General features: G+C 65.2%; 21 protein-coding genes. 8 read left to right on the top strand and 13 right to left on the bottom strand.

What is annotated here, in order from left to right; all coding sequences use genetic code 11:
• Positions 1 to 29: 29 nt before the first annotated feature.
• Both KVT32_RS06240 and KVT32_RS06235 read left to right on the top strand, forming a co-directional pair.
• The gene (locus tag KVT32_RS06240; protein ID WP_217617835.1) at positions 30 to 1205 is read left to right on the top strand and encodes a PepSY domain-containing protein; all 1176 of its coding nucleotides are present in this window, start codon (positions 30 to 32) and stop codon (positions 1203 to 1205) included.
• Positions 1202 to 1399: a hypothetical protein gene (locus KVT32_RS06235; protein ID WP_056315961.1), complete on the top strand. Its 198-nt coding sequence runs from the start codon at positions 1202 to 1204 to the stop codon at positions 1397 to 1399. The genes KVT32_RS06240 and KVT32_RS06235 overlap by 4 nt, the downstream gene beginning before the upstream one ends.
• Positions 1400 to 1482: 83 nt before the next feature.
• Here the strand turns inward: KVT32_RS06235 and KVT32_RS06230 are convergent, their stop codons facing one another.
• Positions 1483 to 2307 carry an aldo/keto reductase gene (locus KVT32_RS06230; RefSeq protein WP_175156697.1) on the bottom strand — a complete coding sequence of 275 codons (825 nt, stop codon included), beginning with the start codon at positions 2305 to 2307 and terminating at the stop codon, positions 1483 to 1485.
• Between the two features lie 272 nt (positions 2308 to 2579).
• Here KVT32_RS06230 and KVT32_RS06225 point away from each other — a divergent pair, with 272 nt between their 5' ends.
• Positions 2580 to 4385: an ABC transporter ATP-binding protein/permease gene (locus tag KVT32_RS06225; protein WP_217617834.1), complete on the top strand. Its 1806-nt coding sequence runs from the start codon at positions 2580 to 2582 to the stop codon at positions 4383 to 4385.
• A gap of 51 nt (positions 4386 to 4436) precedes the next feature.
• Positions 4437 to 4823, top strand: coding sequence for a Rieske 2Fe-2S domain-containing protein (locus KVT32_RS06220; RefSeq protein ID WP_175156695.1), 387 nt, complete (start codon positions 4437 to 4439; stop codon positions 4821 to 4823).
• Positions 4824 to 4855: 32 nt separating this feature from the next.
• Here KVT32_RS06220 and KVT32_RS06215 read toward each other — a convergent pair whose 3' ends face one another.
• The gene (locus tag KVT32_RS06215; RefSeq protein ID WP_056315950.1) at positions 4856 to 5839 is read right to left on the bottom strand and encodes a bile acid:sodium symporter family protein; all 984 of its coding nucleotides are present in this window, start codon (positions 5837 to 5839) and stop codon (positions 4856 to 4858) included.
• A 111-nt stretch (positions 5840 to 5950) separates the two neighbouring features.
• On the opposite strand from KVT32_RS06215, the gene KVT32_RS06210 reads away from it, so the two are divergent.
• The gene (locus KVT32_RS06210; RefSeq protein ID WP_062841866.1) at positions 5951 to 6793 is read left to right on the top strand and encodes a LysR family transcriptional regulator; all 843 of its coding nucleotides are present in this window, start codon (positions 5951 to 5953) and stop codon (positions 6791 to 6793) included.
• 16 nt (positions 6794 to 6809) lie between these two features.
• Here KVT32_RS06210 and KVT32_RS06205 read toward each other — a convergent pair whose 3' ends face one another.
• The 3 genes from KVT32_RS06205 to KVT32_RS06195 form a co-directional block, all read right to left on the bottom strand.
• Complete coding sequence (locus tag KVT32_RS06205; protein ID WP_217617833.1) at positions 6810 to 7118, bottom strand: hypothetical protein; 309 nt, start codon at positions 7116 to 7118, stop codon at positions 6810 to 6812.
• Positions 7119 to 7239: 121 nt separating this feature from the next.
• Positions 7240 to 8118, bottom strand: a complete 879-nt coding sequence (locus tag KVT32_RS06200; RefSeq protein WP_217617832.1) for an N-formylglutamate amidohydrolase — start codon at positions 8116 to 8118, stop codon at positions 7240 to 7242.
• A 3-nt stretch (positions 8119 to 8121) separates the two neighbouring features.
• On the bottom strand, positions 8122 to 9111 hold the full coding sequence (locus KVT32_RS06195) for a tripartite tricarboxylate transporter substrate binding protein (RefSeq protein ID WP_217617831.1): 990 nt from the start codon (positions 9109 to 9111) through the stop codon (positions 8122 to 8124).
• Positions 9112 to 9216: 105 nt separating this feature from the next.
• Between KVT32_RS06195 and KVT32_RS06190 the strand changes: the two genes are divergently transcribed.
• The gene (locus KVT32_RS06190) at positions 9217 to 10152 is read left to right on the top strand and encodes a LysR substrate-binding domain-containing protein (RefSeq protein WP_217617830.1); all 936 of its coding nucleotides are present in this window, start codon (positions 9217 to 9219) and stop codon (positions 10150 to 10152) included.
• A 98-nt stretch (positions 10153 to 10250) separates the two neighbouring features.
• Here KVT32_RS06190 and KVT32_RS32595 read toward each other — a convergent pair whose 3' ends face one another.
• The 6 genes from KVT32_RS32595 to KVT32_RS06165 form a co-directional block, all read right to left on the bottom strand.
• Entirely contained in the window at positions 10251 to 10466 is a 216-nt protein-coding gene (locus KVT32_RS32595; protein WP_006388022.1) for a hypothetical protein, read from the bottom strand.
• 100 nt (positions 10467 to 10566) lie between these two features.
• Positions 10567 to 11673: an AGE family epimerase/isomerase gene (locus tag KVT32_RS06185; protein WP_217617829.1), complete on the bottom strand. Its 1107-nt coding sequence runs from the start codon at positions 11671 to 11673 to the stop codon at positions 10567 to 10569.
• 147 nt (positions 11674 to 11820) lie between these two features.
• Positions 11821 to 12033, bottom strand: a complete 213-nt coding sequence (locus tag KVT32_RS06180; RefSeq protein WP_006218759.1) for a hypothetical protein — start codon at positions 12031 to 12033, stop codon at positions 11821 to 11823.
• A 327-nt stretch (positions 12034 to 12360) separates the two neighbouring features.
• Positions 12361 to 12585: a hypothetical protein gene (locus tag KVT32_RS06175; protein ID WP_056315937.1), complete on the bottom strand. Its 225-nt coding sequence runs from the start codon at positions 12583 to 12585 to the stop codon at positions 12361 to 12363.
• A 71-nt stretch (positions 12586 to 12656) separates the two neighbouring features.
• Positions 12657 to 13403 carry a sulfite exporter TauE/SafE family protein gene (locus tag KVT32_RS06170; RefSeq protein ID WP_063954780.1) on the bottom strand — a complete coding sequence of 249 codons (747 nt, stop codon included), beginning with the start codon at positions 13401 to 13403 and terminating at the stop codon, positions 12657 to 12659.
• 63 nt (positions 13404 to 13466) lie between these two features.
• Positions 13467 to 14375 (bottom strand): DMT family transporter, encoded by a 909-nt coding sequence (locus KVT32_RS06165; protein ID WP_217617828.1) that lies wholly within the window; start codon positions 14373 to 14375, stop codon positions 13467 to 13469.
• A 160-nt stretch (positions 14376 to 14535) separates the two neighbouring features.
• Between KVT32_RS06165 and KVT32_RS06160 the strand changes: the two genes are divergently transcribed.
• Positions 14536 to 15006, top strand: a complete 471-nt coding sequence (locus tag KVT32_RS06160) for an Lrp/AsnC family transcriptional regulator (protein ID WP_006226939.1) — start codon at positions 14536 to 14538, stop codon at positions 15004 to 15006.
• A gap of 125 nt (positions 15007 to 15131) precedes the next feature.
• Positions 15132 to 15365, top strand: a complete 234-nt coding sequence (locus tag KVT32_RS06155; protein WP_056315928.1) for a hypothetical protein — start codon at positions 15132 to 15134, stop codon at positions 15363 to 15365.
• Positions 15366 to 15463: 98 nt separating this feature from the next.
• On the opposite strand, the gene KVT32_RS06150 is transcribed toward KVT32_RS06155, so the two are convergent.
• Both KVT32_RS06150 and KVT32_RS06145 read right to left on the bottom strand, forming a co-directional pair.
• A complete protein-coding gene (locus tag KVT32_RS06150) occupies positions 15464 to 16060 on the bottom strand; it encodes a YSC84-related protein (protein WP_062841872.1) in 597 nt (198 codons plus the stop codon).
• Positions 16061 to 16160: 100 nt separating this feature from the next.
• A complete protein-coding gene (locus tag KVT32_RS06145; protein WP_227741207.1) occupies positions 16161 to 16340 on the bottom strand; it encodes a hypothetical protein in 180 nt (59 codons plus the stop codon).
• Between the last annotated feature and the right edge of the window lie 157 nt (positions 16341 to 16497).

The following is a 16497-nucleotide window of genomic DNA, read 5'->3' as shown; positions in this document are numbered from 1 at the left end:
TTGCGCCTGGCCGCTCCCCCGCCGCCGCCATGACCGCCGCGTCCACCATCAAAACCTGGTATCTGGTCCATAAATGGACCAGCCTGGTCTGCACGATCTTCTTGCTGATCATCTGTCTCACCGGCCTGCCGCTCGTGTTCCATCACGAGATCGAGCACTGGCTGGACGATGCCAAGCCGCTATCGGAGGTGCCTGCCGGCACGCCGCCCGCCAACCTCGACAAGCTTGTGGCGAGCGCCCGCGAGCTGTACCCGAACGAGGTCGTCGACTACCTGTTCTTCGACCCCGACGAACCGCAGGTCTTCGTCGGCATGGCCAAGACGCCCGGCGACGGGCAGGCCTCGGGCCATGCCATCCGCATGGACGCGCGCACGGGCGATGTGCTGCTCGACGGCCCGCTCTACTCCGAAGACAAGTTTTCGTTCATGGGCGTCATGCTGGCGCTGCATGTGGACCTTTTCGCGGGGCTGGCGGGCGAGCTGTTCCTGGGCTTCATGGGCCTCTTGTTCTGCGTGGCCATCGTGTCGGGCGTCGTGCTGTACGGCCCCTTCATGAAGAAGCTGGAATTCGGCACCGTGCGCGCCACGCGCTCGACACGCCTGAAGTGGCTGGACCTGCACAACTTGCTGGGCATCGTCACGCTGGTCTGGGCGTTCGTGGTGGGCGTCACCGGCGTCGTCAACGAACTGTCCACGCCGCTCTTCCGGCTATGGCAGTCCACCGAACTGCCTCGCGTCCTGGAACCCTACAAGGGCCAGCCCATTCCCACGCAACTGGCATCGGCGCAACTGGCGGCAGACACCGCGCGCAAGGCCATGCCCGGCAACGAGGTTTCGTTCATTTCATTCCCCGGCAACGCCTTCGGCAGCCCGCAACACTTCATCGCCTGGATGCGCGGCGACACGCCGCTGACGTCCAAGCTGAATACGCCCGTTCTGATCGACGGCCGGACCGGCGAACTGACGACGGTCGCGCGGATGCCGTGGTACCTGACCGCGCTGGAAGTCTCGCGGCCGCTGCATTTCGGCGATTACGGCGGCCTGCCGCTCAAGATCATCTGGGCGCTGCTCGACCTGGTCACCATCGTGGTGTTGGTGAGCGGCCTGTACCTGTGGCTGGCCCGCCGCCGCGCCACCGAAGCGCGCATCAACGACCTCATCAAGAAACACCAGGCAGCCGCCGCCCCGCAAAGGACACCCGCATGAGCCAGTTCAAAGGCAAAGGCGGCCGCGGCTTCCTGTTCGTGTGGGGCATGCCGATCCTGCTGGGCGCCCTCAGCATCTTCGGCCTGCTGGCCGCCCTACTGGGCACCGGCGCGTGGCACTGGGCGTCATGGACCGCCCTCACCATTCTGCTCGTGGTGATCCTGCGCTACTGGGTTTTCCCGCTCGATCACTAGCCGGCCGCTTGCCGGCGCAATCGGGCGGCCCAGGACTGCCGCGCGGCCCCGCTCGCCGCGCCCGCCGTGCCCGCTGCCGCTCGTTACGCGAACTTCTCGGGGTCCGGCCCCAGCCGCGGGCCTTCCTTGATGCCGTCGATGGCCGCCATCTCGGCCGGCGACAGTTCGAAGTCGAAGACGTCGATGTTTTCGCGGATCCGCGCCGGCGTGATGGACTTCGGAATCACGACCAGGTCGTGCTGCAGATGCCAGCGCAGCGTCACCTGGGCCGGCGACTTGCCGTGCTTTTGCGCCAGATCCAGGATCACCTTTTCCTTCGTGATGTTGCCCTGCGCAAGCGGGCTCCAGGATTCGGTGACGATGCCATGGCGGGCATGGAAGGCCCGCAGCGCCGCCTGCGTAAATCCGGGATGCAGCTCGATCTGGTTGACGGCGGGCGTGACGCCGGAAGCGTCGATCAGCCGTTCCAGATTCGCTTGCGTGAAGTTCGACACGCCGATCGATCGCGCGCGGCCATCTTCCTTCATCTCGATCATGGCCCGCCAGGCGTCCAGGAACTTCTCGCTGCCGGCCACCGGCCAGTGAATCAGGTACAGGTCCACGTACGCCAGGCCCAGCTTCTCCAGGCTTTCGTCCATCGCCTTGTGCGCGTCGTCGTAGCCATGCCTGTCGTTCCACAGCTTGGTCGTGATGAACAGGTCCTTGCGCGCCACGCCGGCTGACCGCAATCCCACACCCACGCCCGCCTCGTTGCCATAGATGGCTGCCGTATCCACCGACCGGTAACCTGCCGCCAGCGCTTCCTTCACGCTGGAGGCCGCCTGATCGTCAGGCACCTGCCACACGCCCAGGCCCAACTGCGGAATCTTGCCTCCGTCGTTCAATTTCACTGCGGGTACCTTCGCCATAAGACCCTCCATAGCATGCAACGCCACCGCGGCGCGGCGAAAACGCGCCCGGTCGCGCAACCAGGGGAGCAGCCGGCCGGCCCCCCGGTTGGAAGAGAAAGAAACGGGCCCGACGCGCTGCGCCCGTGTCGCGATACCGCCTTGACGCCCCCGGTTAAGGTGCACCCGTGCCCAGGGGTTCTGCCTCAAATAGTACCGCTGGTGCCCCATAATGCCCTGCAAACGGCTTAACTCCCCTGGTGGAGCCCGCCTCAACCACGGCATCCCGACCCATGAATCCTCCTGAAACGCGGCCCGGCAAGGGCGGCGGTCTTGCCACGCTTCGCACCCTCTTTCCCTACCTGTGGCCGCCCGGCAAGACCGGCCTGAAGCTGCGCGTGGTGGCGGCACTGCTGTGCCTGTTTGCCGCCAAGGCCGCGACCGTCTACGTGCCCCTGCTGTACAAGCAGGCGGTGGACGAGCTGGGCAAGGGCGCGCCCGGCACGGTGACCGTGCCGCTCGGGCTGATCCTGGCCTACGGCACCGCGCGCGTTCTGTCGCTGCTGTTCTCCGAACTGCGCGACGCGATCTTCGCGCGGGTCGGCCAGCATGCGATCCGTTCCGTCGGCCTGCAGATCTTCCGTCACCTGCACAGCCTGGCGCTGCGCTTTCACCTGGCGCGCCAGACCGGCGGGCTGAACCGCGCCATCGAACGCGGCACCAAGGGCATCCAGACGCTGCTGTCGTTCCTGCTGTTCAACATCCTGCCCACGTTCTTCGAAATCAGCCTCGTCTGCGTCGTGCTGTGGAAGATGTTCGACGGCTGGCTGGCGCTGGCCACGGGCGCCACGGTCGTCCTCTACATGGCCTACACCCTGGCTGTGACCGAATGGCGCACCAAGTTCCGGCGCCAGATGAACGAAACCGACTCCGAGGCCAACACCAAGGCCATCGAAAGCCTGCTGAACTACGAAACGGTCAAGTATTTCGGCAACGAAGAGCACGAGGCCCGGCGCTACGACGCGTCGCTCACCCGCTACGAACGCGCCGCCGTGCGCAGCCAGGTCAGCCTGTCGATCCTGAACGTGGGCCAGGCCGCCATCATCTCCGTGGGGCTGACGCTCGTGATGTGGATGGCGGCCAACGGCATCGCCGAGGGCCGCTACACGCTGGGCGACTTCGTGCTGGTCAACACCTATCTGTTGCAGCTCTACACGCCGCTTAGTTTCTTCGGCTTCATCTACCGCGAAATCAAGCAGGCGCTGATCGACATGGAGCGCATGTTCGAGCTGCTGGGCCAGGACCGCGAAGTGGCCGACCGCCCGGGCGCCACGCCGCTGCAGGTCTCGGGCGGCGCCGTCGAATTCCGCGACGTGCATTTCGGCTACGACCCGCGCCGCGCCATCCTGAAGGGCGTCAGCTTTTCCATTCCCGCCGGCAAAACAGTGGCCGTGGTCGGCACCTCGGGCGCCGGCAAGTCCACGATCGCGCGCCTGCTGTTCCGCTTCTATGACGCGGACAGCGGCGCCATCCTGATCGACGGCCAGGACGTGCGCGACGTCACGCAGGCCAGCGTGCGCGCCGCGATTGGCGTCGTGCCGCAGGACACCGTGCTGTTCAACGACACTATCCGCTACAACATCGGCTACGGGCGGCCCGGCGCCACGGAAGCGGAAATCGAGGCCGCCGCGCGCCTGGCGCACATTCACGACCTCATCCTGACCATGCCGGACGGCTACGACACCCTGGTGGGCGAGCGCGGCTTGAAGCTGTCAGGCGGCGAAAAGCAACGCGTCGCGATTGCCCGCACCATCCTCAAGAATCCGGCCATCTTCCTGTTCGACGAAGCCACCAGCGCCCTGGACACCCATACCGAACGCGAGATCCAGGCCAACCTGCGCGAGGTCAGCCAGGGCCGCAGTACGCTGATCATTGCGCACCGCCTGTCCACGGTGGCCGACGCGGACGAGATCATCGTGCTGGCAGACGGCCGCATCGTCGAGCGCGGCCGTCATCCGCAACTGCTCGCCCAAGGCGGCATCTACGCCGGCAAGTGGACCCGCCAGCAGGAGAGCGCACGGTCCGCGCCCGCGGATTGACAAGCCGCGCCCCCTGTCCGAACATCGCACCCTTTGATAGCCAGGCCTCCCATGCAGGATTCCCCCACCCTTCCCGAAGTGCTCGTCTGCGCCGCCGGCGACCTGGTCAACGGCGGCCTGGGCGTGAAGGTGCCCGTGACCGATGGCGCGGGCCGCACCACCGCCTTCTTCGTGCGCTACCAGGATCAGGTGCACGGCTACCTGAACCGCTGCGCCCACATCGGCGTGGAGCTCGATTGGGAAGGCAGCTTCTTCACCCGCGCGGGCGACCTCATCATGTGCGCCCGCCACGGCGCCACCTACCAGCCCGACACGGGCGTTTGCGTGGGCGGGCCCTGCAAGAACGGACGCCTGACCACGCTGGCCGTCACCGAGCGCGACGGCAGCGTCTTCTGGCAGCCCGCCGGCAAGATCCAGCCGCTGGACGCAGCCGCCTGACCCCATCGGCCGGCGGCGCGCCGCGCGGGGCCTTACGCCCGGGCCGGCACCGCCGCCGCCGGTTCCTCGCGCTCGGCATAGCGCCGCGCCAGCACCGCGCAGACCATCAGCTGCATCTGGTGAAAGATCATCAGCGGCAACACCACCACGCCCATCTGCGACGTGCCGAACAGCACCGTCGCAAGCGGAATGCCCGACGCCAGCGACTTCTTCGATCCGCAAAACACCAGCGTGATCTCGTTCTCCTTGGTCATCCCCAGCTTGCGGCTGCCCCACGTCGTGATCACCAGCACCGATCCCAGCAGCAAGGCGTTCACCAGCACCATCGTGGCCAGGTCGATGGCCGGAAACGCGTGCCAGATGCCTTGCGCGACGGCTTCGCTGAACGCGGTGTAGACGGCCAGCAGGATCGAGCTGCGGTCGACCTTGGACAGCGTGCGGCTGTTGCGCAGCGCCCACGCCCCGATCCACGGCCGCAGCAGACTGCCCACCGCGAACGGCAGCAACAGCTGCAACAGGATGCGGCCGGCGTCGGCCAGACCATGCCCGCCGCCCTGGCGATGCAGCAAAACGGCCACCAGCAGCGGCGTCAGCACGGTGCCCAACAGGTTGGAGGCCGTCGCCGCGCAGATCGCACCCGGCACGTTGCCCCGCGCCATCGACGTGAACGCAATCGAGGACTGCACGGTGGAAGACAGCGTGCAGACGAACAGCACGCCCAGCCACAGCGACGGCGTCAGCAGCCCGGGAAACAGGGCGCGCAGGCCCAGCCCCAAGGCGGGAAACAGCAGGAAGGTGCAGGCCAGGATCAGCCCGTGCAGGCGCACGTCCTTCACGCCGGACACGATGGCGTCCGTGGACAGCCGCGCTCCGTGCAGGAAGAACAGCAGCGAAATCGCCACATTGCTGGCCACCATCATGAACGTCGCGCCCTTGCCCACCGCCGGGAAAAAGCTGGCGAACGCCACGGTGGCGATCAGGATGAGCGTGAATTGGTCGGGCAGAAAGCGGCGCATGGCAGAGACGTGTCGAAGAAAATGCGCCCACTATAGGCGCGCCCCTTGCCATCGTGAAGGCCACTGGGTACTTTAACTGTCATCGGCATTTCCTATGACCAGACCGCGCCCATGCTCAATCCCCTGTGGCTCAAGACCTTCGCGGCCGCCGCCGGCGCGCCAAGCTTCACCGAGGCCGCGCGCCGGCTGGGCCTGACCCAGCCCACCGTCAGCGAACACATCCGGCAGCTCGAATCGGCCGTGAATCGGCGGCTGTTCCAGCGCGACACGCATTCGCTCGCCCTGACCAGCGATGGCCGCAGCCTGCTCGTGCATGCCGAAATCATCCTGGCCGCCCACGAAAAAGCCGAACGCCTGTTCGATGCGCCACGGCTGCGCGGCCGGATCCGGCTGGGCACCTCGGACGATCTGGCGATGGGTCCCCTACCCGACGTCCTGGCGGCGTTCCGGCTTGCGCATCCCGAAGTGGAGCTGGACCTGACCATCGGCGTCACCAGCGAGCTCTACAAGCTGCTGGACGACAACCGCCTGGATGTGATGATCGGCAAGCGCCGGCGTGGCGACCGCCGCGGCCAGACGCTGCACAAAGAGGCGCTGCTGTGGCGCGCCAAGGAAGGCTTGCGGATCGTGTCCGACGAACCGCTTCCGCTGATCCTGCTGCGCGAACCCAGCGTCACACGCACGCTGACGCTGGACGCGCTGGCGCGCGCCGGACGAAGCTGGCAAATCGTCTGCACCAGCACCAGCTACGCAGGCTGCCAGGCGGCCGCGCGCGCAGGATTGGGCATCACCGTCCAACCCTCGCACCTGTCCACCGCCGGCCTGTCGGCGCCCGCGGGCGCGGCCAACCTGCCCGCGTTGCCGCCGGTGGAGTTCATCGTGATCTCGGCCCCGGCGCCGGGCAAACCCACCCGCGCGCTGATCGACATCCTCATGCGCAGCACCCTGACCTGACCCGCCTGACGGCGCCCTACTCGGGCAACGGGTCCGGCACGCCGTCCGCATCCACGGACTTCACCCGGTCCAGCGCATTGCGCGCCGCCGACATGGCCTCGATCGTGCTGCGAAAGCGCCGCGAAAGGAATATCTCGAAGGCCTGGCTCTCCGGCTCGGGCGCAGCCGCTTCGGCGCCAGGCCCGGCGTCATCGGCAGGCGCAGGCGCTTCGGCGGCCTTCACGGGCAGGCGCCGCGTCTCCAGAAACGCGCGCGCGGGGATGCGCCCCTCGGGCTGGGTCGCATAGGCGACCACTGAAAATCCATCGATGATCTTCTCGGACATTGCGGTTTCCTTGGGCGCGATCGAGCGGGCGCGCCGACACGTTCACAACGGCTTGCCCCAAGAAAACTTAAGCCGGGACCAGCGCGGCATTCCGCCCTGCGCGCCGGTTATTCAAACGACTCTATTTTGTCGACGTGACCACTTGCGCGCGCACGCGCACATAGGCCGCCACCTGTTCCAGCACATGCGACAGATCCTCGCGCAACGCGTCAAAACCCGCGTTGCGTTCGCGCGTGGCTTCGTCCATGTAGAGCGGACGGCGGATCTCAACCTGCAGGCTGTGCCGGTTCAGCGCGGGCTGGCCTATCTGCGCGATGAGCTGCACGCCCTTGTACGGGTCGTTGCGCGCCACCGTGTAGCCCTTGTCGCGCAGCGCCGTCTCGATGAGCGCAATGAACTCCGGCTCGCACGTCGTGCCGTCCCGGTCGCCCAGCACAAAGTCGGCAAGCGGATGTTCGCTCTGGCGTCCCAGCCGCTCGTAGGCGTCGTTCGGCATCGAATGCAGATTCAGGTGCCATACCGCGCCGAAGCGCTCGTGGACGTGCCGGATCGCCGTGGCCAAGGCCGCGTGATAAGGCTCGTAGTACGCCTGGATGCGATGCCGCACCTGCGCCAGCGTCAGCTTGCGGTCGTAGATCGGCGTGGCCTTGTCCATCCGGCGCCAGATCAGGCCCTTGCCCAGGCGCGTCTTTTCGCCGGGGTCCAGCGGCTCGGGCCAGGGCTCGGCCAGCAGCTCCGGATCCAGATCCTGCAAGGTGCGGTTCGGGTCGATGTAGACGCGCGGAAAATTGGCCGCGACCAGCGTGGCGCCCAGCGCGGGCGCCGCCGACCACAACGCGTCCACGTGCGTGTCCTCGCCCTGGCGCAATTGCGCCAGCGTGGCCGAGGCCCCGAAGTCATCGGGATAGCGCTCGCCGCTATGCGGCGAATCACAGACCAGCGGCAACGCGGGCCCGGTGGGTTCATGCACGGAAACAGCGGGGAAGTCGGCGGTCGTCATCGTTCAATCAGCCTGGATGTTGGCGGTCTTGGCCACTTTTGCGTAGCGGGCCAGGGCCTGGTCGATCTGCACCTGGAATTCTTGCGGCGTCGTGGGCATCAGCGTACCACCCACGTCTTCGGCCTTCTTGCGGAATTCCGGATCTTCCATCGCTGCGCGGACGGCCTTGTTCAGGCGCTCCACCACGGCCTGCGGCGTGCCCGCCGGCGCGACCAGCCCGAACCAGCCGCCGGTGCCCATGTCGGGATAGCCCAGCTCGATGTAGGTGGGCACGTCGGGCAGCAGCGGCGAGCGCTCGGCGCCCAGCACCGCCAGCGGACGCAGCTTGCCGCCCAGCACCTGCGGCAGCGTCGACGACAGGTTGTCCGTGATCGCATCCACCTGCCCGCCCATCACATCGTTCAACGCCGGCCCCGCGCCACGGTACGGCACGTGCAGCAGCTTGATGCCGGACAGCATCATGAAATTCTCGATGTTCACGTGCCCCAGCGAACCCACGCCCGGCGACGCGAAGCTGTAGCGCTCGGGCGCGCCCTTGGCCAGCGCGACGAATTCGGCCATGTTCTTGGCCGGGACATTGGGGTTGATCGCAAAGATGCTGGGCACGGCCAGCACGTTGGCCACCGGCACGAAATCCTTGACCGGGTCGTAGTTCATCTTGCGGAACACCGCCGGATTCGACCCGTGCGTGCTCATGGTCGCCATGCCGATCGTGTAGCCGTCCGGCGTGGACCGGGCCACCTGTTCCATGCCCAGCGATCCGCCGGCGCCCGCCTTGTTCTCGACGACGATGGTCTGCTTCAGGTCGCGGCCCGCGTACTCGGCCACAAGCCGCGCCACGATGTCGGTCGACCCGCCCGCGGCAAACGGCACCACCAGCTTGATCGGACGCGCGGGATAGTCGGCGGCATGCGACATGCCGGCAAAGGACAACATGGCAAACATGCCGGCGAGCGCAAAGCGCGCGGACCGGCCAAAAAGACGGCGGGACATGAGGCGACTCCTGGGTTGTAGTGCTGAAGGCCGCCAGTGTCCAAACTTTACGATCCCCTTTCAAACGACTATATTGCACTCCTTCATTACCAAAGGTCATGCTAGATGCGCCTGCATTCGCCCTCGATGTCCGAGCTGCATGCCTTCGTGACCGCGGCCCGGCTGGGCAGCTTCACCCAGGCAGCAGAGGTGCTGTGCGTGACCCAGGGCGCCATCAGCCGCGCCATCTCGCGCCTGGAGGCGCACTTCGGCCAGCCGCTCATGCACCGCAATGCCCACGGCCTCACGCTGACCGAGACCGGCCGCAAGCTGTACGACGGCGCACAGGCGCCTTTGCATGCGATCGAAGCGCTCAGCACGGAATTGCGCGCTGACGACCGCCGGCTGCGCCTGACCCTATCCTCGGTGCCCACGCTGGCCAGCGCGTGGCTCGTGCCGCGTCTGCCGGACTTCCACCAGCGCCACCCGGACATACAGCTCGGCTTCTCGGCCTACCGCCGCAACGAAGACTTCTCGGGCGCCACGCCGGATGCGAGCATTCTGTCGGGCACGCCGGCCCAGTGGCCGGGCTGGCACGCGGACTACGTCATCGGCCGCGAAATGGTCGTGATCTGCCACCCGGGGCGGCTGGCGGCACGCCAGGCCAAGGACCTGTGGAGCACGCCGCAGGGCTTGTTGGGCGAGCCCCTGCTGTATCACACCAACGGCCGGGAAAACTGGGGCCAATGGTTCGCCGCGGCCGGCGTGCCTCGCGCCAGCGTCACGTTGTCGAACGGGTTCGATCAGGTATCGATCCTGATCCGTGCGGTCATGGCCGACATGGGCATCGCTGTGTTGCAACGCTGCCTGGTCCGAGACGAACTGCAGGCCGGCCGCGTCGCCGCCCCCTTCCCGGAACTGGCCATCCGTATCGACCGCGGCTACCACCTCTGCGCGCCCGCGCAGCGGCGCGACCACTACGCCCTGGCGTGTTTCCGCCAATGGCTGCTGGAAACCGCCAGCCTGGATCCTGACGTCATGGCGACCGGCGCTCCCGCCTGAGACTCAAGCGCCATGGTGCGGGGAATGCCCGCGCATGCAACCAAAAGCAACGGGCCCCATAAAGGGGCCCGTGTCGTACGAGCTGCCGGCGGATCCGGTCAGGGCGCGAGCTTGAAGCCCAGGTCCACGCCCCACTTGTCGGTCTCGCGCAGCCATTTCGCGCCGCAATTCAGGCAGCGGAAGTGGTCTTCGCGGCTTTCCTCCCGGCCCTTCTGCGTTGGGTTGGTAAATCCTTGATGTCCCAGGTGCGAATGCGGCGCAACACCGGCAAGGCCTGGATTAATGCGTTGGCAAGCCAAGCACATAACGCTCATTGATGCTTCCCCACAAACAGTGTTAGCAAATTGTAAGGGATTTCACCAATGTCTTTCTATTAATTCGCCCTGAACTTGGGAATAAAAATTGTTAACGTGATTAGGATACAACGTTTTGTAACGCGGTCAGGCAGGTCGCCAAGTGATAAGGCGAGGTCGACGGCATGTCGGCCCGCGTCACGTTGCCCTTCGCATCCAGGCATTCGTGCCAGCCGCCCGGATGCAGAAACCGCTCGCGAAAGCTTGCCAGGGCCGTTTGCAGGGCCGGCAGATCGCCCATCACGGCCAAGACCCTCAGGTATTCCGTCTGCGCCCAGATCCGGCGCGTATCGTCCGCCACGGCCCCCGATTCATCCAGCGACGCGATCACCCCCGCGGCATCCACGCCATGGGCGCGTGACCATTGCACGGCGCGCGGCAATGTTTCAGCGAGATCCAGGCCTTCGAACACCTGCGCCGATTCGTGCACGAGGGACAGCCATTCAAATTGATGACCCGGCTCCAGCCGGTTGCCCACGCTGCCCTGCAACGCCTCGGACACGCATTGCGTGGGCGCGTGGACGAAAAACTGGCTGACGCCTTGCGCAAGCTCGCGCAGATGCTGTGCAAACCCCGCCGGTTCGGCAACCTGCGCCGCCGCCAGATAGGCTTCGGTCAGGTGCATCATGGGGTTTTGCGCCGGCGGCTTCAAAGGTTGGGAAAAGTCCGCGCTCAGCGCCGCGTGGTACAGCGAATCCGTGGTCTTGAAACGCGCCTCGATCGTGCGCGCCGTGGCCAGCATCAGCTTGCGCGCCTGCGCATTGCGGCTGCGCTGGAAATACGCCGACGCGGCCAACACGATGAACGCGTGCGTGTACAGGTCCTGGGTGTCATCCAGCGGCCGAGCCTGCGCGTCGACGCTATAGCGCCAACCCCCATGCTCGTCCTGAAAAACACGACGCAGAGATTCGAAGAGGCGATCAGCGTGCTGCGCGGCCGCCTCGCCAGGCGCCTGCGCAAAAACATAAAGCTGGCGCGCGCACGCCATGGCGCGATAACGCGTCACGGGCAGCGGTTCACCGCTGGCGGCGTCCAAGGATTCGTAAGGCAGTCCGAGCGCGTCGTTGAAGCCGCGGTCCAACCACATGGGCAACACGACAGAATCAAAATGCGCCCGCAGCGCGCGGATATCATCCGCAAGAAAGGAATTGGTCTGTGCGGCAGTCATCTTGGAACGGCGCAAACCCGACGAGGGCCCCAGGTTTTGGAGCAGCAACGATAACCGAAATCGTCGTCGCCATCTCGCAGGAATCCGCCACGTGCTCATGCACACACAGACCGGTCGTGCCGATCAGCTCCGTCCAGGGTGCAAGCCCTATCGGAAGATATTTTCCTCTACCCAGTTTTGCGCGAAGATTTCCGCGCGATCACGAGCTTCGTCCAACGAAGCGCAGTTGCCCAAGTGGGAAAACGCGGCATCCACTTCGGTGCCGCCCTCAGCCGTAACCGTCAGCAATACGCCATATCCGCCGGTGTCCATGGCCGCTGTGGAAACGTCGATCAGTACTTCCTGGTCACGATGCTGCATGTGCTACCTCCCAGTCGGTTACCTAAACGCGCGAACCACGCGTGACGTGCAACAGGACAAAATTTCCCGCGCAAGACAATAGACCTTCAGACGTCACGCAAAGTTCATCTTACTGGCGAGACGCTGGGCCGGATACGACGGAAAGATGTCAATTCGCACATTCCGTCTCAGGATATGCCGGACGGCACAGCGGCGGCGGCGAGGCGCACGAAATACTGCGAAAAGATTCGCAACCATGCGGTAATTTCGTTGCCGCCTTGGGCACGCGAACGCTGACATGGTGCGTAAGCCGGCGGTTGCCGCAAATGTGCGACGACCGCAAATGGCCTAACGCAAATGGATGGCGCCCGGCTCTTCCATGCGTAGCGAGAGCCTGCCCTTGTCGGTGATGACCCAGCGGCCGTCTGCGCCGGCCTGAATGCAGCGCAATGTCTCAAGCGCTTGCGCGACGTTTGCGGGCACGTCGGTCTGGACTGCGCCGGGCTCGTTGTTGTCGGCCACGACGCGCAGCCAATGTCCCAGTTCGCCCTTTTCGAAACGATGCAATGCCATGCGTGGTTCTCTCGTGAATTTGTCTACGATAGCATGGCCGTCAAGCCCGTCCGGCACGTGTCAGCCAATGGTCAGCCAAGCAGACGCGGCACCGACGACGCCAGCAACGCAACGCCCGAAACCGTCAAAAGGCCCAGTACGACGCGGCGGAACGCCACGTCGCTGATGCCGACATACACGCGCGTGCCCAAGAGTGTCGGCACCAGCATTGCCGGCACGATCAGCGCAAAGAGGGGCAGCATGTCGCGTGTGACCACGCCGGTCAGCACATAACTGGCCATCGTCACCATCAGCATCGACAAGTTGAAGTTCTGGATCACCGCGCGCTGCACGTCGCGGTCAAAGCCGCGCAAGGTGCACCACAACGTCGGAATCACCCCGGTGAACCCGCCCAGCCCGCCCATGACCCCGCCAATCGCGCCCGCGACGCCATCGGCAACCTTGCCGCCTACCGTGATGCGCGGGATGCGCGCCGCAAACAGCATGATCGGGCACCAGATCGCGAGCAGCCCGCCGATGAAGGCCTTGAACACCGTCGGATCCAGATGCGGCAGCACTTTCACGCCTAGCGGAATGCCCAGCAATCCGCCGGCGATGAATGGCAGCAGATGCGCGGCGGCAAAGCCCCGGCGCACGGTAAAAGCCGCCAGCAACTGTCCGGTCAACGCGCCAAACACCGCCATCGCCGCAGCCAGCCGCGGGTCCACGGTCCAGGCCCAGAACGACATGGCAACCATGCCGAAACCAAACCCGGACAAGCCTTGCACGAAGCCCGCGGCCATGGCGCCCACCACGACCACTACATATAACGAGTCCATATCCGCTGCGCGTTCCGCATGACGTGCCGGCACCATTTCCGGCGCACGCCATTCTAGAGCCTTCTATGAAGGTCGCAGCGCCAACGGCCGCAGGCGCGCGGCCAGCGCCGAGGCCGCCACGCTGGCCGCGATCAGCGCAAGCCCAAGCGCCAGGTCCGGCGAGATGCGTTCGTGGAACACGACGGACGACACGATCAGCCCGATCACCGGCACGCACAGCATCGCAATGGACGTCGCGGCCGGCGGCAGCTTCTGCGTCATGCTCAGCACGACAATGAACGTCAGCGCAGTGGCAAGCGGTCCGGTGTAGAGGATCAGCGGCCAGGCTTGCGCATCGACCAGAAAGGTCGGCGCGCCGTCACGCATCCAGGCCAACGCGGCCAGCGGTATCGTGGCCAATGCGGTCTGCCAGGGAATCATGTCGGCGCCCAGGCGAACGTGGCGATTGGCGCGCAGCTGGATGATGTTGCAGGCCCATGCGAACGATGCGCCAAGCAGCATCACCAGACCGATGACGGTGTGCGCCTGCCACGGGCTGAACGCGGGCGCCACGATGACGCCGATGCCCGCGTAGCTCAGCGCCGTCGCCAGCCATTGGCCCATCGACAGGCGCTCTTTCAGGATCAGCGACGACAGCGGGATCACCCAGATGGACGTCGCATAGGCAATGACAGACGCGCGTCCAGGCGCCACATACTGCAACGCCCACAGCGCGAGGGCGGTGAAGGCGCCCATCTGCAGCAAGGCCACACCCGCGACCAGCGGCCATTCCTGGCGTGTCGGCAAACGCAGGCGACCCAGCAGGGCCAGCACCAGCACGCTGATGAGCGCGGCGGATCCGAACCGGCTGGCAGCCAGCCACAACGGGCTCATGTGGGCCAACCCCAGTTTCATCACGGGCCAGTTTCCTCCCCAGATGGCGACCGCACCCGCAAGCGGGAGAAACCTGCGAAGACTGCCTTGCTGACTCATCACTACCCTGCTCTGCCGCTGAATATTCTGCATTCCGACCAAATGGCCGAAGAACGGAACAGTCTACAGGGTAAACCCCAGCATTTTTGACCGCTTTATGCGTCGTTTACCGGCATACTCGGCACACCTGCACCGTAAAACCGCCGTCTTGAGGTGACTTATGCCGGAAATCAACCTGGATGCCACCGACATCCGCATCCTGAACGAACTGCAACGCGACGCCAGGCTCACCAATGTCGAACTTGCCGCCCGCGTGAATCTGTCCGCCTCGCCTTGCCTGGCGAGAGTGCGGCGCCTGGAAACCGAAGGACTCATCGACCGCCGCGTCACGCTCTTGAACGCGCGCAAGCTTGGCCTGAAGGTGAACGTCTTCATTCAGATCTCGCTCGACAAGCAACGCAAGGCCGCGCTGGATGTGTTCGAACGCGAGATCGCGGTGCTGCCCGAAATCATGGAGTGCTACCTGATGTCGGGCGACGCCGACTACCTGATCCGCGCGCTCGTGCCCGACGTCGATGCGCTGGAACGACTGATCGTCGAACACATCACGCGCATTCCCGGGGTGGCAAGCATCCGGTCCAGCTTTGCGTTGAAGCAGGTGCTCTACACCACCGCCGTGCCGCTGGCCTGACGCCGCATCTGGTATCCATCGAGCGCTTGCGGGATAGCGGCGGCAAGCCCACAATCAAATTGCATGGCGCCGTTTCGTTCATTCCGGCGCCAGCATCCCTCCCATCGCTTAGCAAGGAGCACACCATGCCCGAAACCGACTGGTTCCCCGGCAACACGCTACCCGATCGTCAGGGTTACTTCGAAGTGGAGTTCGCCTCCGGCGAAACTGAAATCACGCGCTACGGCATGCTGGGCTGGGAGCCCGAAGAAGAGCGCGGCCACATCCTTCGCTGGCGCGGTCTGGACCCCGCCATCGAGCAAGCCGAAATCGATCGCGAAACCGCCGTCCTCAAAAACAGCGATGACGTGATCGGCTGACCGGCCGGCAAAGGCCGCGGAGCAGGTCCGCCTTGCTCCGCAGCAAAACAAAACGCCGCGGCTTGATGCCGCGGCGTTTTGACTGGGCGCTTGCGCGATCAGCGATCCAGCTTCGAGATCTTGGTGCCCGCGAGCGACACGCCAGCCATCAGACCGCCATTGTTCATGACGAAGCCCACGACCGGCTGCTGGGCCGTGTTGGTGTCGATGCGGCCATTGGCGCCGATATTGACCACCGCCACCGTGGCGTCCGCGCCAACGGTCCAGCCGCTGCTGTTGCGGAACTTGTTCAAGGCGTCATCCGTCATGAAGAGCAGGATCATCGCCTTCGATTGCGCGCCGGCCTGGAAGCCGATCGAGCCCGCCGTCGTGCTGTAGTAGCCGGCATTCGCGCCGTTCACGCGCAGCACGCCCTTGCCATGCTCGGCGCCGACAATGAAGCTGCCGCTCAACACGTCGGGGAACACCAGCACGCCCTTGGCGCGCGCAACCAGGTCCTTGGACTGGGGAGCGGCTTCATACAGCTTGGCGAGCGTGGCATTGGCCGCGCTGTTCATCGATTGCCGCTGCTCTGCCGTCGAAGCGGCCGGAGACTTGGAAGGCGTGGTCGTGGTACAGCCTGCAAACAGAACGCCGGCGGCGCCGATTGCAATCGCCATGCCGGTGCGGCGCAGAACGGGATAAGCGTCAAACATGGAACTCTCCTTTTGTTGTCATGCATGAACAACTGTACCGGGCATTCCACGTCCGACAAGACACATGAATGTGATAAACGAAACAAAACACTAGCGAGCACTAGAGAATTCCGTATCGGGGTTCGCCAGTGAACTCGTCAACGGTCCGGATGCCCGAGAGCACCAGCTCGGCATGACGCCGCGCGGCGGCAGGATCGTTGAAGGTGACGAAACGGGGCAGCGACCACCGCTGCGCGGCGGCCTCGTTGCCCTGCCGGCGGACCATGATTTCGATGGCCAAAACCCCAGTTTCCAAGTCCACCACTTCACACTGCACTTGAAAACCGTTGATATGACGCTCTGGCCACCCGCTCATGCTGCACCTCTGAATTCCGACTAACGGGCCGCAATATGCACCAAACAAAAAGGCTTGGAAAGCAGAGTTTTTAAGGGGTAAA

It is taken from the genome of Achromobacter sp. GbtcB20, from assembly GCF_019091095.1.
GTDB lineage: Bacteria > Pseudomonadota > Gammaproteobacteria > Burkholderiales > Burkholderiaceae_B > Achromobacter > Achromobacter mucicolens.
This window is presented reverse-complemented; position numbering and strand designations above follow the sequence as displayed.